General features: G+C 67.3%; 14 protein-coding genes. 5 read left to right on the top strand and 9 right to left on the bottom strand.

Annotated elements, in window-relative coordinates; translation table 11 throughout:
* Positions 1 to 36: 36 nt before the first annotated feature.
* The 4 genes from RM812_RS34985 to RM812_RS34970 form a co-directional block, all read right to left on the bottom strand.
* Positions 37 to 708, bottom strand: a complete 672-nt coding sequence (locus tag RM812_RS34985) for an HAD family hydrolase (protein WP_311582465.1) — start codon at positions 706 to 708, stop codon at positions 37 to 39.
* A gap of 76 nt (positions 709 to 784) precedes the next feature.
* A complete protein-coding gene (locus tag RM812_RS34980; RefSeq protein WP_311582462.1) occupies positions 785 to 1,186 on the bottom strand; it encodes a DUF6009 family protein in 402 nt (133 codons plus the stop codon).
* On the bottom strand, positions 1,183 to 2,706 hold the full coding sequence (locus tag RM812_RS34975; RefSeq protein WP_311582459.1) for a DNA primase family protein: 1,524 nt from the start codon (positions 2,704 to 2,706) through the stop codon (positions 1,183 to 1,185). Before RM812_RS34975 ends, RM812_RS34980 begins: the two co-directional genes overlap by 4 nt.
* Entirely contained in the window at positions 2,703 to 3,815 is a 1,113-nt protein-coding gene (locus tag RM812_RS34970; protein ID WP_311582544.1) for a bifunctional DNA primase/polymerase, read from the bottom strand. Before RM812_RS34970 ends, RM812_RS34975 begins: the two co-directional genes overlap by 4 nt.
* 771 nt (positions 3,816 to 4,586) lie before the next feature.
* On the opposite strand from RM812_RS34970, the gene RM812_RS34965 reads away from it, so the two are divergent.
* Both RM812_RS34965 and RM812_RS34960 read left to right on the top strand, forming a co-directional pair.
* Complete coding sequence (locus RM812_RS34965; RefSeq protein WP_311582456.1) at positions 4,587 to 5,858, top strand: ParA family protein; 1,272 nt, start codon at positions 4,587 to 4,589, stop codon at positions 5,856 to 5,858.
* On the top strand, positions 5,855 to 6,943 hold the full coding sequence (locus RM812_RS34960) for a ParB/RepB/Spo0J family partition protein (RefSeq protein ID WP_311582453.1): 1,089 nt from the start codon (positions 5,855 to 5,857) through the stop codon (positions 6,941 to 6,943). The genes RM812_RS34965 and RM812_RS34960 overlap by 4 nt, the downstream gene beginning before the upstream one ends.
* 292 nt (positions 6,944 to 7,235) lie before the next feature.
* Here RM812_RS34960 and RM812_RS34955 read toward each other — a convergent pair whose 3' ends face one another.
* Complete coding sequence (locus tag RM812_RS34955) at positions 7,236 to 8,003, bottom strand: hypothetical protein (protein WP_311582450.1); 768 nt, start codon at positions 8,001 to 8,003, stop codon at positions 7,236 to 7,238.
* 1,128 nt (positions 8,004 to 9,131) lie between these two features.
* Between RM812_RS34955 and RM812_RS34950 the strand changes: the two genes are divergently transcribed.
* A complete protein-coding gene (locus RM812_RS34950) occupies positions 9,132 to 10,700 on the top strand; it encodes a hypothetical protein (protein WP_311582447.1) in 1,569 nt (522 codons plus the stop codon).
* Positions 10,701 to 10,748: 48 nt separating this feature from the next.
* A complete protein-coding gene (locus RM812_RS34945; RefSeq protein WP_311582444.1) occupies positions 10,749 to 12,212 on the top strand; it encodes a phospholipase A2 in 1,464 nt (487 codons plus the stop codon).
* Positions 12,213 to 12,326: 114 nt separating this feature from the next.
* On the opposite strand, the gene RM812_RS34940 is transcribed toward RM812_RS34945, so the two are convergent.
* Complete coding sequence (locus RM812_RS34940) at positions 12,327 to 12,686, bottom strand: hypothetical protein (protein WP_311582550.1); 360 nt, start codon at positions 12,684 to 12,686, stop codon at positions 12,327 to 12,329.
* A 248-nt stretch (positions 12,687 to 12,934) separates the two neighbouring features.
* Between RM812_RS34940 and RM812_RS34935 the strand changes: the two genes are divergently transcribed.
* Positions 12,935 to 13,387: a hypothetical protein gene (locus tag RM812_RS34935; protein ID WP_311582441.1), complete on the top strand. Its 453-nt coding sequence runs from the start codon at positions 12,935 to 12,937 to the stop codon at positions 13,385 to 13,387.
* Positions 13,388 to 14,451: 1,064 nt separating this feature from the next.
* Here RM812_RS34935 and RM812_RS34930 read toward each other — a convergent pair.
* The 3 genes from RM812_RS34930 to RM812_RS34920 form a co-directional block, all read right to left on the bottom strand.
* Positions 14,452 to 14,721 (bottom strand): helix-turn-helix domain-containing protein, encoded by a 270-nt coding sequence (locus tag RM812_RS34930; protein WP_311582438.1) that lies wholly within the window; start codon positions 14,719 to 14,721, stop codon positions 14,452 to 14,454.
* Positions 14,722 to 14,833: 112 nt separating this feature from the next.
* Positions 14,834 to 15,307 carry a helix-turn-helix domain-containing protein gene (locus tag RM812_RS34925; protein WP_311582435.1) on the bottom strand — a complete coding sequence of 158 codons (474 nt, stop codon included), beginning with the start codon at positions 15,305 to 15,307 and terminating at the stop codon, positions 14,834 to 14,836.
* Entirely contained in the window at positions 15,304 to 16,020 is a 717-nt protein-coding gene (locus RM812_RS34920) for a hypothetical protein (protein WP_311582432.1), read from the bottom strand. Before RM812_RS34920 ends, RM812_RS34925 begins: the two co-directional genes overlap by 4 nt.
* Positions 16,021 to 16,376 lie beyond the last annotated feature (356 nt).

Raw genomic sequence — 16,376 nt, 5'->3', positions numbered from 1 at the left:
CGCTGTGTACCACGAGGGCTGAAGGTACTTGTGATCTCAGGCACGTGAGAGCGACGGAAGGTTTTCGAAGGCCGCCGAAAGGCCGGTGAGCCGACCGAGATCGCGCAGCGCCTGCCGGTCGTCACGGAAGTGCACGGCGCGCCAGCCCTCGGCCTCGGCCGCCTCGCAGTTGACGGCGAGGTCGTCGACGAGCACGCACTGCCCCGGGGCGATGTCCGCGGTCCTCGCTGCCAGTCGGAAGATCTGCGGATCGGGCTTGCGGAACCCGACCTTGCAGGAATCGATCAGGAAGTCGATCTCTCCGGCAGGTTCCACCATGAGGCGCCAGTACGCCTCCCACTCGACGACGTTGTTCGACAGGATCCCCACCGTGATCCCGCTCTCCCGCAGGCACCGAACCGCGTCCATCATCACCGGGTTCGCCTTGATGCCCTCGAACCACTGCTCACCGAAGGTCTCCAGCCTCGCCCTGGAGAGGTCGATCCCCGGATGGTCGGTCACCAGCGCCCGGGCGAGCCCGCGGCCCCACTCGGCTTCGCTGATACTCGCCAATTCGACGGGCGCCAGGGGGGGCATCCCCATCTCATCCGACACCGTCTTCATCGCTCCGGCGAGCTGCTCCGGCGTGATACCGGTCTTGAGCTCGTAGGAGGCGTACAACTCCGCCAGCGGCGGTGAGAGCACCCCACCGAAGTCGAACCAAATCATGGGCCGATCATATGACTGACGGTGACCGCAGGTTCACACAACTGCGTTACCCGCTCGGCGACTTCGGTCCGGCGTCTTACAACGGCAGCGTTATGCCGAGTTCCTGCATGGCGTCTGAGGGCGGACCGCCTTCGGACCGTTCCGTCTTGTAGCCCTTGACGCGGGGTTCAAGGGTGCGTGGGTCCACGGCTTCAGCCGGGGCGCCCGTGGTGTACAGGCCGTCGGGTTCGCTGTCCCGGTCGTGCGGTAGCAGCCAGAACACGCGACGGCGGAAGGTACCCGATGCCCGAGAGGGCTTGGCCGTGGTGCCCAGGACGGCGTAGCCGACCATGCGTCCGTCGCGGTGGTAGGCGGGCTTGCCCTTGCGGTTGGGGAGCCGGTCCAGGCTCTGGCGGACGTAGTCCAGGTCGGCGGGGTCCTCCAACCAGACCAGATCGGTCTCGTGCACGATCTCGTCCTCGGTGATCAGGGAGCTCATGCGGTGGCCTCCCTCTCCTGGTCGGCGAGCTGTCCGATGCCCGGGTAGTACTTGCGCTGGTTGGACGTCATCATCTGTTTCGGTGAGGCCAGCCCTACCAGCTCGCGCGTTCGGGCTGCGAACGCACGTGAGGACAGGGCGGGTGCCCCTTCATTCTGGCACCACGCTTTGTACGCGCTGTAGAGGCCGGCTTGCTCGGCGCGGAGGCCTGGGCCGAGGGCACAGCATTCTTCGTAGAAGCGGCCGGTGTGGTCCTCGGTTTCGGCGTAGGCCGTTGTGGCGATGCGAACCCGTTCGGGCCCGGTGAGGTCGCGGTGGCCAGCGAGGTATTTACGGGCGCCGTCGATGAGCCAGGCCAGGATGCCGGGACCTTCCTCGGTGACGAGGATGTCAGCAAGGTTGTCGATCTTGCGGTGGTCCGGGACGGTGTTCTCGAACGGGATCAGGCGCATGCGCCGCCAGAACGCGAAGCCGCCGGTGCCGACTTCGGGTCGGTGATTGCCGACCAGGAGCAGCTTGTGGGTGGGGGTGAAACTGAAGAAGTCCTGCCGCATGCGGCGGGCTTTGATCCGGTCGCCGCCTGTGAGGAGTTTGACGCGGGCTTCGTCGAACTTGTCGCCCGGGTTGACCTCGCTGCACACGATGACCCGGCGACCGTGGAGTTCGGCGAGGTCGGTGGGGTGTCCTTCGTAGGGACGGGCCATGAGGAAGCCCGGAGGGGCGGCGTCGGCGTAGTCACCCAGGAGTTTCATCAGAACGTCCAGCAAGACGGACTTGCCGTTCTTGCCGGCGCCGAACAGGAAGGGCAGAACCTGTCCGCCGACGTCGCCGGTGACGGCGTACCCCAGCAGCAACTGCAGGTAGCCGATCATTTCGGTGCCTTCGGCGTCGGTGCCGAAGGTGTCGGTCAGGAACCGGTTCCAGCGCGGGGTCGGGGAGGGGTGGGGGCCGACGGTGGTGGAGCGGGAGTGGAAGTCCTTGTTCGGGTCGGGGGTCCTGACCAGCCCGGTGCGCAGGTCGACAATCCCTTCAGGGGTGCACAGGGCGTAAGGGTCGGCGTCCAGTCGCGTGGCGTTGAGGACCATGCCCGGCGCTGAACGGGCCTGGGTGAGCATGGCGTTGATACCCGCGGTGGACAGGGCTCGGCGGCGGTGTCGGCTGAGGGCCTGCGCGGTGAAGCGGCCGTACTGGTCCTGGTGGGCGATGTTCTCGGCGAGATCGCCGGCCGCCCACAAGATGGTGTCGTCCTCGTCAATCTGCCAACGGGTGGTGTCCCAGCGGTACCAGCCGATGCCTGGAACGTGCCGGAAGTCCTGGGCGTAGAGCTTGACGAACAGCTTGGCGTTACCGCGGTCGGTCAGGGTGTCCGGAAGCAGCCCGTCCGAGGTGGCCTGTGAGCTGGCCGGAGCGGGGGCCTGTTGCTGCGCGGGCAGGGGCAGTGGCTGCTGGCTGCGGATCTGTTCGGCGACTGCCTGGGCATCGAAGTCGAACAGCGTACGGTCGTTGCCTGGGGAAGTCATGCGCGGCTCCCGTGCGCGAGGGGGCGCTTGAGGCCGGCGGCCAGGCCGCTGCGGATGATCTGTTCGGCGCGGCGTTCCTGCCCGGGGCGGGCGGTGGCCGCGGTTTCGGCAAGAGCGCGCTCTGCGGTGTCCTGGGTGAGGCGGCCGGCGGCGACGAGTCCTCCGAGAGTGTAGGCAGCTCGGTTGAGGGTGTCGGAGAAGCCTGCGCCCTCGGTGACTTGCCCGCAAGCGGCGACTGGGGCCAGTACGGCGGCGAGCAGGCGGGCCGTGCGGTGGTGGCCGCCTCCTGCGGCGAGCACGGCTTGCTGAGCCCTGGGAGGGACCGGACGCGGAGCCGGAATGTTGGGCTCGGGCAGGTGACCGGTGCGCTCGAGTTCCTGCGCCAGCCAGGGCGGCAGCACCGCGGGCTGCCGGACCTCACCGACGGGGGTGTAGGTTCCGGCGTCCGTGGTGGTGCCGGGCGCGATGATGTAGCCGCCGTGACCACGGATGTCGACCTGCCAGGCCAGGGCACGACCCTGGCTGGAACCGGAGGAACACTGCCAGCGGCGGTTGTCTCCTGCCCGGTACCAGACGTGGAGGCCACCGGAAGGGGTGCGTACACGCAGCGTCGCGGTGTCCTCGGCCGGGCTGGGCATGTTGCGCAGAGCGGCCAGGACCGCGAGGGAGTGGAAGCCGGTGGACAGCCCTGTCAGATCGACGTGGTCGCCGATGGGGATCCCCGGGAGGAGCCTGCCGCGGCTGGGCGGCTGGGCGTCGTGCGCATCGATGTCGATGACGACCAGGCCGGCGGGACCGCAGGCGACGCCGACCCCGAAGTCGGGGTGGCTCCCCCACCATTGGTTGATCCGACGCTGGTCGATCGTGGCGGCATGGAAGCCGTGGCACCAGCGACCTTCCGGGATACAGACGCACTGAGCAGGACTGTGCCTGTCTCGACGGCAAGCAGCACAGTTCGCGGCCGGGGTCTTGCGCCCGACGGCAAGGGGAAGAACGGGCCAGCCTCTACGGGCGCACCACCTGGCAGTGGCCAGAGATGGTGCAGCGACTGAGGTTCCAGGGGCCGGAGCCGGTGAGTCGCTAGGAGAAAACTGCAGGTCAGCAGGCACGTACACCCCCAAGTAGCGACTGAAGCGACTCATCGATGGGAATACCTTAGCGAACACGGCGGGGCTGGTGTTGAGCGTGGGGCCGTGTCGATGAGAGGACGGCCTGCAGGGCGGCGCAGCGACCGATCCGGTGGGTCAGCGACCGGAAGTCCTTCGGTCGCTGACCCACCGACAGACCTGAATGCGCAGGTCAGAGGGGGTACCGGGAGACCAACAGCGACTGAAGCGACTGAAGGCGTCTATATATGACGCACACGCGCGCACGCTAATGCCTTCATATATGTCGAGCTTGAGTCGCTTCAGTCGCTCCAATCTTCCCCTACCAGCTTTGACCTGCGGTTTTATGTTCTTAGGCCACAGCGACCAAAGGATCCCCCGGTCGCTGAGCTTCGGTCGCTTCCTGAGGGGAGCGCCGGAGCGACCGAAGCGACTCTCTTCCCAGCAGGCATTGAGGATCCCTCGAGCGTGAACACCTTTCCGCTTCCGGGTCGCTTGGGTCGCTCCAGTCGCTGGGTGTCGTGCCGGCCGCCTTCCTTGCCCTGGACGTCGGCAAGGGCGAACACCACGCCACCGTCGGCACCCCGGCCGGGGGTTTCGCCCCTCAGGTCGCCCGGTGGGTGATTACGCCGTAATCACTTGTGGCCGACCCGCCCCTGTGGTCCGCCGGGTGATTACGTCGTAATCACCCGGCGGACCACAGGGCATGCACCAACTTGGTCTAACTAACGCGTCGATGATGTACTGGATCATGAACGTTAGTATGGTGTCCTCATGAGTTCTCCAGCCACTTCCAGCGACCGCGAGAAGGTCGTCTCCAAACTGCCGGGATGGCTCCGGCAGAACCTCAAAGTCAGAGCTGCCCAGCACGGCGTCGAGATCCAGGCCGCTGTCGAACAGGGCATCAACGACTGGTGCAACCTGGCCTCCGCTTCGGCCTCGGCCACCATCGACACTGCCGGTGCCGACTCCTTCGCCACCTTCCTGCCCCCGGGCCAGTGGGAAGAGTTCCGGCAGACCACTGCAGACCGGCGCGTCTCCCTCATCCAGGGCCTGGCCCAGTCCGTCCAACTCTGGCTCGACACCAACCCGGCCCCAGATGTCCACCGACCGGCCATCACTCGACGGATCATCGTCTGCAACCAGAAAGGCGGTGTCGGCAAGACCGCCATCACCGCAGGGCTCGGCGAGGCACTGGCCGAAGACGCCAACACCCTCCATCCCGTCCGAGTTGCCAAGGCACTCACCAAGGCCCTTCGAGCGAGCGAGACACAGACCACGCCAACCGCATCGGACGACGACCCACTCGACATCGAGAACCTGCCCGGCCCCGGACAGCGCGTCCTGCTCGTCGACTTCGACCCGCAGTGCCACCTCACCAACCAGCTCGGCGCCGCGCCCTTGCCGATGAACGGCGACAGCCTCACCAATCACATGGCCGGCGACCCGAAGGGAGACCTCCGGGACCTCATCGTCTCCATCGACGACGAGGCCTTCGACGGTCGACTCCACCTGCTGCCGGCCTGCAACGACGCATTCCTGCTCGACGTGCGCCTGTCCGCCGTGCGTGCCAGGGAAGCTGCGCTCGAGCGAGCCCTCGCCCCGCTCGAGGCTGATTACGACGTAATCATCGTCGACTGTCCTCCAAGCCTCGGTCTCAGCATGGACGCCGCCGCCTACTACGGCCGCCGACGCGACGGAGAGAAGCCCGGACAATCCGGTGCCCTCATCGTCGTCCAGGCAGAAGACAGCTCCGCCGACGCATTCGAACTGCTCAGCACACAGATCGAAGACCTCCGCAGCGACCTCCAAGTCGACATCGACTACCTCGGCATCGTCGTGAACCTGTACGACTCCCGCCGTGGTTACATCGCCACCTCCTCCCTGCAGGGATGGGTGGACATAAAGGACCCGCGAGTCGTAGGCCTCATCGGGGACCTCAAAGAACAGAAGGAAGCGGTCCGGGTGAAGCGGCCACTCCTGGCCTACGCTCCCAAGTCACAGCAAGCAGTCGGCATGCGGGCTCTGGCAAGGGAGGTGCTGTGAGCAAGGCCGATCAGCTCGGCTCAGGCCGATTCGGCGGGGGAGCGCGGCCCATCAGCGCACGCCGCCAAGCCGTCGCTGCCGCCACCGGAGTACCCACCGAAGGTATTGCCCCTCCACCTGAACTTCCGGTGGCCCGCATCAGCCTCAACCCCGACAACCCCCGCTCCACACTCGGTGATCTCACCGACCTCGCAGGCAGCCTCAAGACCCACGGCCAGAAGCAGGCCATCACGGTCATGAACCGCGACGCCTACCTCAAGGCCAACCCCGACCGTGAAACAGACCTTGAGCGAGACACCACGCACGTCGTCATCGACGGCAGCAGCCGCCTAGCCGCTGCCCGCGACGCCGGCCTCACCACGATCAAGGTCATGGTCAGCGACGACCAAGGCACCACCTCAGAAGAGCTCCTCGAGTCCGCCCTCGTCGCCAACATCCACCGACAGGACCTCGAAGAACTCGACGAAGCCCGCGCTCTGCAACGCCTTCTGGCCATTCACGGGAGCCAGAGAGCGCTGGCCAAGCGCCTGCACCGCTCACAAGGCTGGGTCTCTCAGCGTCTGGCCCTGCTCAACCTGACCCCCGAACTGCAGGCGCGAATCGGCGATGAACCCATCGACCTGTTGCGCGCGGTGGGGAACAAGCCAGCTGACCAGCAAGTGGCTGCCCTGGAAGAACTGAGAAAAGCACGAGCAGACCAACCACCCAGGAAGGTCCAGCTGGCGGAGACCCCTACAACGGGCTCAGAAGGCGGTCGAGCCGATGATTACGGCGTAATCACCAACCCGGCGCCACTAGCCAACAGCACAGCTACGCCCGCACCCGGAGACGTGATCCCCGAGCCGCGAGGCGACGCGGCCTCGCAAGGGCCGACTCATGAGGAGTCCAGCGACCAGCGAGTCCGGAAGATGCCCTACGACCAGCCGGGCGCCCTCGCGATGCTCCTTGACCACAAGGTGCCCAGCGACGACCACTTCTTCGACCTGCTCCGACTCCTGAGCATGAAGGCACTGGACCGAGACGCCGCCCGATTCGACACCCTGGCACGGTCCCTCATCGAAATGCGCCGCTCCCGGCTCGAATGACAGACAACGAGCGGGGCCTCCTTCCTTTAGGCAGGAGACACGGAGTTCCGGCCCTTACAGCAACCCAAGCTGTCACTGGTACAGGGCCCACAGCTAGGGCGGGGACTCCTGGTTCCCGCCCTAGCCCTCTTCCTGCCCGCCGTTGTCGATCAACCCGCCCCTCACCGTGTAGGAGCCGTCGAGGACCTCCTCGGCCTGCTCCGGCTTCCCATCGCCGTACTCGGGATCACTGGCGTTCTTTCGGCTGGACTCGTGGACTCGGTCGGCAGCTGTGCGACGGCGCTTCAGGGGTTCAGTGCCCAGGATTGCCGATGGGGGACCAGCCACCCGAGGCGGCGGAGTATTCGTAGACGTCGGAGCGGTCGGCGTTGACGGCGTAGAGGCGTTCCTTCGTGGAGACGAAGGAATCGACGGAATCACCGATGTCGGTCCAGGTCCTTTTGGACCGGTTGTATTCCTGGAGCCTCCCGCTCGTGGTGTCGGTGGCGTAGAGGGTGGTGGGGCTGGTGAAGATCCGCTCGGTGGTGCCGCGGACCTGGTGCCAGACGCCTGGTGTGCCGCTGTACTCGAAGGTGGCCTTGTGGTCGGGGCCGACGCCGTAGAGGTGGGTGCCGGTGGCTGCGAAGTGGCTGCCCGGGCCGCCGATGACGGTCCAGGTCTTCTTGGAGCGGTCGTACTGTTCGATGTTGCCGGTCTTGCCGTCGGTGGCGTAGAGCGTCGTGGGACTGGTGAAGATCCGCTCGGTGGTGCCGCGGACCTGGTGCCAGACGCCTGGTGTGCCGCTGTACTCCATGGTGCCCAGGGTGCCGACGCCGTAGAGGTGGGTGCCGGTGGCTGCGAAGTGGCTGCCCGGGCCGCCGATGACGGTCCAGGTCTTCTTGGAGCGGTCGTACTGTTCGATGTTGCCGGTTTTGCCGTCGGTGGCGTAGAGCGTCGTGGGACTGGTGAAGATCCGCTCGGTTCCTTTGCGCAGGACGGTCCAGACACCGGCCTTGCCGGTGTACTCCTGTGCCTGCCCGTCGGCGGTGATGCGGTAGAGGTGGCTGGAAGTCGCGACCACGATGCCGGCTCCACCGCTCCGAGTCTGTGCTTCCTCCGGCTTGGAGGACGCCGGCGCGGACGCGGCCGGGGCGGAAGATGTCCCCGGCGTGGGACGGACTTCCACTGGAGCCATGGGACCGGTGGGCAAGGCACTCGGTCCCGCGGGTGCGGTGCTCTGCTCGACCTGCTCGGGAACCTCCAGCGGGGTCGCAGTCTCGGGCTGGTCGTCCGAGTTCTGGAGCTGGTTGGCGATGACGAGGACGGCGACCAGGGCCGCGAGTGCCGCCCACTGCGCAGGCGCCCTCCAGCGCCTCCACCGGTCCGCCCGCGGGACGTGGCCGGCCGGCGGGGTCCTTTTCCCGGTGTCGTCGTGAGACCGCGTTTTCGACGGGATCGCCGGTGCTTGCTCCGGAGCGGACTGCGGGGATTCGCTCGCGTTGTCCGGAGTGGAATCGTTCGAGGTCGGCCGGTTGTCCGCGAACAAGCCTGCTTCTTCACCGCTACCGTTCGCCGGAGCCGGAGCCGGAGCCGGAGCCGGAGCCGGAGCCGGAGCCGGAGCCGGAGCCGGCGTTGGCGTTGGCGTTGGCGTCTGGTCAGGATCGGCAGCGGGGCTGACTTGGGCGGAACCCGACGGCGGCGCGGCACTTGGTGCCGGTGCGGTGGCGGGGACCGCTGCCATGGCGGCAGAGTGGAGGCGACGTGCCTCCTGAAGTTTGGCGCCTCTGGTGCGGGCGTCGCGGGAAAAGCGGTCCTCGATGATCCGGTTGAGGCGGTGCAGCGGAATGATCTTCAAGCCGGATCGGTACTCGCTCCACACACTCCTGCTCAGCTGGTAGCGCTCCGCCAGCTGGCTCACCGTGTACTCCGCGGTCAGGTCCCGCAGGAACTGCGCGAGGGCGTTCGCTGCTGCGGTGCGGCCCTTCAAAGGTCCAGGAAGACGCCCTGATCTGCCCATAACTCCCCCTTCAGTCCTTGGCGTGCGTGTTCGCGAAACTTCGCACAGGTTCGCGATTGTCCGGTGTCCCCCACCCCGCTGACCTGGACGGATACCGCGACCTTCCGACGGATAATCAGATCAGGTTCCAGCGTGGTGTTCCACCGCTTCCGCCAACCGGCACAGCGGGATCACCACAGCGAAGGGACCACCGTGCACCGAGCGTTTATCCGCCGGCCCAAACGCCTCGCAGCAGCAACGGGGCTGGCCCTGGCTGTCGGCCTGGCCGTCGTACCTGCTCAAGCCGACAGCAAGCCCAGCACCCACCGACCGTCCTCGACAGGAACACTCGGCCGGGGCGCCGCCCCGGGCGGCCCGGTCACCCCGCAGCAGGTCATCGCCCGAGCCCAGCACTGGGTCGAGCAGGACGTCCCCTACAGCCAGTCGCACGCCTGGAAGGACGACGTGACCGGCGGGCACTACCGGCAGGACTGCTCCGGCTTCGTCTCCATGGCCTGGCAGCTCAAGAGCAGCCTCACGACCCGGTCACTGCCCGACGTCGCGAACAGGCTTTCCGGCTTCTCCCAGCTGGAGGCGGGTGACGCTCTCAACTACCCGGCGGCCCACGCCCTCCTCTTCGGCGGCTGGACCGACCGGGCCAAGGGTGACTTCGTCTACTACAGCGAGAGCCGAAGCGGCCGGCCCGCCCGCAAGGAGAGCGCCAACATCCACGACAGCCGCATCGCCGGCCACCCCCGCACGGTGTACGTCCCTCTGCGGTACAAGAAGCTCGTCACCACGCCCCCATCAGCCAAGCCGAGGCCCGCACCCCAGCCCACCAAACGCCCAGCCCGGACATCCCCCTCCGCGTCCGCCGCACCGGCCCCTGCGAAGCAGGCACCCACACCGACACCCACCAAGCGCCCCGCCCGGTCGTCCACCTCTGCTTCTGCCACGCCGCCGGCTCCCGCCACCACATCCTTCGCCGACGGCACCGGAACCAGCTTCGCCGCCACCGCCCACCGCCTGTACGCCATCTCCCCCGACCACTCCGGCGTCTACGAGTACACGGGCAAGGGCGACCGGTGGGTAAAGGTCCGCGGCCGCACCAAGCGGATCTACACGAGCGGGAGCACGTTGTACGCCACCGGCCCCGGCGGCGACATCCACCGGTACGACCGCGCCCGCGGGACGTGGAAGCGCGTCGGGGGCCCGGGGGCGGAGTTCGCCGCGACGGCGAAGCGCCTGTACGGGATCAGCCCCGACCACTCCGCTGTCTACGAGTACACGGGCAGGGGCGACCGGTGGGTGAAGGTCCGCGGCCGCACCAGCCGCATCTACACCAGCGCCGGCACCCTCTACGCCACGGACCTCCGAGGCGGCGACATCCACCGGTACGACCGCGCCCGCGGGACGTGGAAGCGCGTCGGGGGTCCAGGGGCGGAGTTCGCCGCGACGGCGAAGCGCCTGTACGGGATCAGCCCCGACCACTCCGCTGTCTACGAGTACACGGGCAGGGGCGACCGGTGGGTGAAGGTCCGCGGCCGCACCAGCCGCATCTACACCAGCGCCGGCACCCTCTACGCCACGGACCTCCGAGGCGGCGACATCCACCAGTACGACCGCGCCCACAGCAAGTGGACCCGCATCGGCGGTCCAGGGGCCGACTTCGCCGCCACCCGCGACCGGCTCTACGGCGCCAGTCCCGACCACAGCGGGGTCTACGCCTACACCGGCACGCCCGACGTCTGGCTCCGTGTCGGCGGCCCGCTCGCGCCCTGATCCGGTTGCCTTCCAGCCCTTCCGCACAACGTCCTGGAAAGGAAACAGATGAACACCATCGAGCCCCTGCACGACCCACAGGAACCCCAGCGGTCCGTCGGCCTGTGGCGTAGGTTCCACGGCGCGCTGCGCATGGTGTGCCTGCTGGCCGTCGGAGTCCTGGCCTTGGGCATCGCCGCGAACGCTGCTCCCTCGAACCAGCCGGACGGAAACGGCAACCCGGCGGCGCCGGTCGAGCTGGAACAGATCGTCGCCACGGGCAAGGGCGTCTACGGCCTGTCCGCCGACCACCGCGGCGTCTACGAATGGTCCCCCCGCCAGGACGGCTGGAAGAGGGTGTGGGGAGGTGCCACGAAGCTGTACGCGGGCGGTGACAACGTCTACGGCACCGATCCGTCCACCGGCAGCATCTGGAAGTACAACGGCGACGGATGGGACCGCATCGGCAACCCCGGCCTCACCTTCGCCGCCGCCGACGACAAGCTGTACGGCATCAGCCCCGACGGCAGCGGAGTCTGGGAGTACAGCGGGAAGGGAGACGTCTGGAACAAGATCGGCGGCCCCGCCAAGAACCTCTACGTCGGCCCCGCCGCCGACAGGAAGTCCTTCTACGACGTCCGTGGCCGCACCGCCCTGTACGCCACCAACGGGGACGCCAGCGACCTCTACCAGTACAGCGGCGAGCCCGAGAAGTGGGACAAGGCCGGCGGCCCTGGTGTCACGTTCGCCGCGACCGACGAGAACGTCTACGGGCTGAGCCCCGACGGCTCCGTCATGGAGCGCGACCTGAAGAAGGGCGAGTGGAATCCCGTCGGCGACCGGGCCGAGCACATCTTCGGCAGCAACGCCCTCTACGCCGTCAACCGGGACACCCGCGGCCTCTACAAGTACGCCGGCAAGCCCCACCAGTGGGACTCCGTCAGCGGACCCGCCGCCGCCTTCGCCACCGGCGGCCACTACCTCTACCGGCTCGCCCTCGACCGGCGCTCCGTCCAGAAGTACAACGGCAACGGAAAGACCGACGAGTGGCTCGACCTGCGAGCGCCGGCCGTTCCGGTCCCCTCCGAGGAGAAGATCGCCCGCCTGAACAGCTTCTTCCAGCCGGGGCAGGAGTCGTTCAACGCGTGGGCCAAAGCGAGGGGTGCGCACCTCGTGGACAAGCAGCCCGATCCGTACGAACTGCGCTGGAACCACGATGGATGCAGCACGAGCCCGGATGAGCCCGCCGGGTTCGACTTCAAGGCTGCGTGCATCCGGCATGACTTCGGCTACCGAAACTACCGCGACCTGCTGGGCGAGGACGGCTTCCGCAACGGGGTCGCGGGGATGACCGGAGTCGGCCCGCACAGCCCCAAGACGCAGGTGGACGCGATCTTCCTGCAGGATCTGCAGAAGGAGTGCCACCGTCCGATCGGCTCCGGCCGGTACGTCCAGGCCCGGCCGCCCTTGATGGTGGCGACCTGTGAGCGGATCGCGGCGCAGTACCACGCGAGCGTCGTCAACCTGGGTTGAGTGCGGGCGGCGCTGCCCGTCTCCCACGGCCTCGCGGCGGTGGACAGGAGCCTGGTGATGCTCGGCAACCAGGTGGAGCTGTGGGAGACCGCCCTTGCTGCGCGTCGAGCGGTGTCAGCAGTAGGCGCGCAGGCTCCAGACGGGACTCCAGTTGATCTCGGTGGGACCGGAGTCGGCGGGCGCGACGTGGTTCACGGAGCCGTAGTAGTCGAACATCTTGACTATGCCGCCTCCGGGAAGGCGGTTGTCCCAGTATCCGACACCGCTCCAAGGCGCCCGTGCGGATTCGCCGCAGTGCAGGACGAGTTGGTCGCCGCTGCCGTTGGTGGCGCAGAACGCGTCGGGCACGCTGCATGGAGCCGCGGCCGCACGGCTGCTTGAGAAGCTGCCGGTGGCGGCGGCGCTGGTGGTCGTGCCTGTCAGCGCAGCGGCCGAGAGGGCGAGGACGGCGAGGGCGCCGCGTGTCTTGCGCATGTGTGCCTGCTTCCGTGTGGGTCCGGTTGCTGTGTGGCAGCGTGCTGGAACGGGTGGGGAGAACCTGGGGCGAATCTGATTGTGCTGGTGGTCGGCGATGCGTACCACGGTCGTGCACGCTGGACCTTGTGGCAGCGCTGCGCCTGCGTACGCCTGACGCTCCAGGCTTGCGCGACCCACCGCGGCGGTCGGGTCTGGCAGCGTCCACGTCACGGCGGCGCCCTGCCTTCCCGCGCGACAATCCGGTGATGGGGACTCTTGCTAGGGCCGCACCTTCGGGCAACCGTACTTCCAGCGGCGATGCCGCCTCCGTGGGCGACAAGTCCAAGGACCCGCGCAATCTGATCAGCGTCTCGCGCACCGCTTCCGGCGGCCTGACCGTGGGCGTCTCCGCCATGAACTCCTGGGACCACATCTGTGTCGGCACGGTGTGCGCGGGCCCCGGTCTGGGACGGATCAACGCCAGGCTGACCCTGTCACCGGACAAGGACACCGTCACTGCGTCCCTATCCGCCGACAAGTTCCCCGCGTGGGAGTTCCTCCGCTACCCCCACGTTGTACAGGGGGCGCCACTCGGCGAGGCCTGGGTCATAGGCTTCCGCGACCAGACCTCGATCGGAGACCTCACCAGCGGTCGGCAGTCGACCTGCACCAGCAGGGGGGCCGAGAGTCGGCAGTTCACCAACCCCATGTCCTGCTGAATTCACACACCCCCTGAGCTGCCCGTATTGATCGCGGCGGTCGGTGTCGTCGCCACCTGGTGAGCTCCTGGAGCCGGTAGCAGCCAGCCGGTCTCTGTGCCCGACCCTCCCTGGGGTTGCCACAGGTGGGTCGGGTGCGCACCCTTGCGTCCGACCCACCTGCGTGCTGTACGCGGGTTCAAGGTCGACGGCGAGGCGGACATGCGCCCGCAAGCCCGGACCCGCAAGACAGCTAATGCCCTGACAACACATGTCACTTCGGCCAATCTCGGCCCGCCTAGTAGTGCTTCGCTACGTGGTGTTATATGTCTCCCCGGGCGAAGCTGGGGGAAGTCCAGGCGCTGTCCGATGAGGTAGCCGACCCGCACTAGCCACACCAGGTACAGCGGCACCTCGACCACGATCACGGCCTCGGGACTGGTGGGATCGCATGTTGAGGTGTCGTGTATTCGCTGGGCATCCACGACTTCGGTCACGGCGAGTAGCTGTTTTAGGGTGGTTTTCCGCGAGCCAGGCTGGGACGATGCGGGTATGGCGAGCGATCTGGCGGAGCCGTCAGCTTCGGAGTTGGCTGAGGGCATGCGCGCTGCGCTCAGACATGCTCGGTGGGACCCGGACGGTGGCGGCCGGGCAGATCGTTTTCGACTCGGAGGCTATGGGAACGGCGTACCTGTTCTGTGCTTCGATGAATAAGGCCCTTGATCGGAATCACCCGGCGCAGCCGCCCGCTCACCGGGGCTTGTCGATTACGGAGCATCTCGCCTTCGTGCAGCCCCTGCTGCCAGGATTTCATCGGCGGCAGCAGGAGGTACTACAGCTTCTGGACCGGGAGTTTCCGCCAGACGACTAAGCTCGCGAGCGTATGGAGCGGCGAACCGAACTCAGGCGCAATCACTGTGTGTGGTCGCCGGGAGGGTATCGACTCCAGGTTCCTCCAGCTTCGGTGACCAGGCCGGTGGTTGTCTTGTCGTGGTAACCCAGCGCCTTCGCGATGACGGGAGCCGGGGCTTGGAGGACGAGCAGTGGCGGATCATCCACGGCTCGTACTCGTCCGGTGTCACGGCTCACCCCTCCGGCGTCAGCCGGACCCGCGTGGGTCGCCGGGCGGCCAGGTTGATCGGCGCTTCCTCTCCGGCCGCCCGGATGGCCGGGAGGTTCTGGGCCGAGGTCGTGATCAGGTCGGTGGGCGTGCAGTCGAGGATGTCGCAGAGGGTGGCCAGCACCGGCAGGGACAGCCGTTCCGGCGTGCCAGAGACCAGGCGGTGGACCTGGGAGGAGGACAGCGTGATGCCGCGTTCGGTCAGGTGCGGCATCAGTTCGGCGACGGTAAACATACGCTGAAAGGGATCTCTAGTGTCTCGACGTCGACACCAGGCACGCGAACGGCACTACACCCGCAGGTGCAGCGCCGTGGTGTCGTGTCACCCGGCCGGGCGGGCGGCCGGGTCAGCCGACGGCGTGCAGCGAGCCGCGCCTCTTGGCGGCCGCGACCTTCTTGGCGGCCGCGGCCGCTGCTCGCTTTTTGCGCTGCTCGGCAAGCTGGTCCTGGTAGGCGGCCACGGCCTTGTGGTAGTTCGCCACGTAGCTCTTGCTGTCCAGCCGGTCGGCCTTGGGCATCGCCTTGACGGCGGACAGGGCGTCCTCGGGGGAGGTGTAGCCAGCCAGCATCGGATTGATCTGGTAGACGCCGTTGCGGACCTTCTTGACAAGCCTCGCCAGCTCCAGCTCCCTCAGCGCGGCGTTCACGCTGGGGCGGCTGAGACCGATCAGTTCACCGAGGGTGGCCTGGTCCATCGCGATACGGCCCCCGGGCTCGCTGCGTGCCCGGAGCTTCAGCAGCGCACGGTAGGCAGCGGGCGGCAGGTCCAGGTCGGCGAGAAGGCTGTCGGCGTTCGTCGCCGCCCACTTCAAGGTGCTCACTGGGCTGTTCCCTCCTCCTGGCGCTGGGCACGGGCCAACCGGCGTGCAGCGCGTTCTTCGGCCCGCTGCTTGCGCAGTTCCTCGATCGCCTCGCGCATGTGCTCCAGCGACGGGAACCGCACCAGCTTCGGCAGGCTCTCATCCTTACGGATCTTCGCGATCGTCTTGTCCTGGTCGACCTGGATGTACTCGGCTTCGACCAGCTCGGTGCCCGGGATGAACTCAGCTACACGGTACGAGTAGGGCGGGTTGAACTGGTAGACGCCCCGGCGCACCTTGAAAACGATGCCGTGCGACATGACTTCCCCGAGGGCGTCGTTGATCTTGCTGCGGTGCACGTCCAGGACCGTCGCCATCTCGTCCTGGGTCAGACGGATCTGTCCGCCGGCCTTCTGGCAGGCGATCATCAGCAGGATGAGCCGCAGCGGCAGGGGCTCACGGAAGTACTGCGCGATCAGGAAGAAGAACTCCAGGGAGTCCATGGAGAACGCCTTGGGCCGCTCCGGAGTGTCGTAGAACTCCATTGGCTTGCGCTTGCTGCTGAGCGACAGATGCCGGTCGGGGTAGCGGTTGGCGACGGCGTCTAGGTCGTCCCCAACCGACCGGACCGGCTTGGACCATGCCTGGATCTCGTCATCAACAAGGGGCAGCTCCGGCGGCCGGCGCGGCGCGCGCTTCGGTGAGGGACGGCGGCGCTGTGGCTCGGAAGGCACGAGGCTGCTCTCCACTTCGCTGATCTTCGACGGGGGAAGTATGTCAGCCACGCCGACAGATATGTCGGCGTGGCTGACATTCCGGCGTGTTGTGTCCCCCCAGGGGGGACAGATCTCCCCCTGGGTGCTCCTGCGGGCTGCTCAACGGGACACCGTCGCGAATGTCGGCGTGGCTGACGTTTCGCGCCTAGAACTGTCGGCCTGGCTGACATTTGGCCATCGATGTGACTGATGGGCGTCGTGTGGTTTTCAGTGGGTGGCGTCAGTTGTTTGCACTGGGTGTGTGAGGCGTTTTTGCTGGTAGTTGGGGTGGGTGGGTTTGTGGGGATGTCGTTTTCTTGGTGAGGGTCGTTGTC

This window comes from Streptomyces lancefieldiae, assembly GCF_031845825.1.
Taxonomy (GTDB): Bacteria; Actinomycetota; Actinomycetes; order Streptomycetales; family Streptomycetaceae; genus Streptomyces; species Streptomyces lancefieldiae.
Note: the sequence above shows the minus strand (reverse complement) of the source record. Positions and strands in the feature narration are given on the sequence as shown.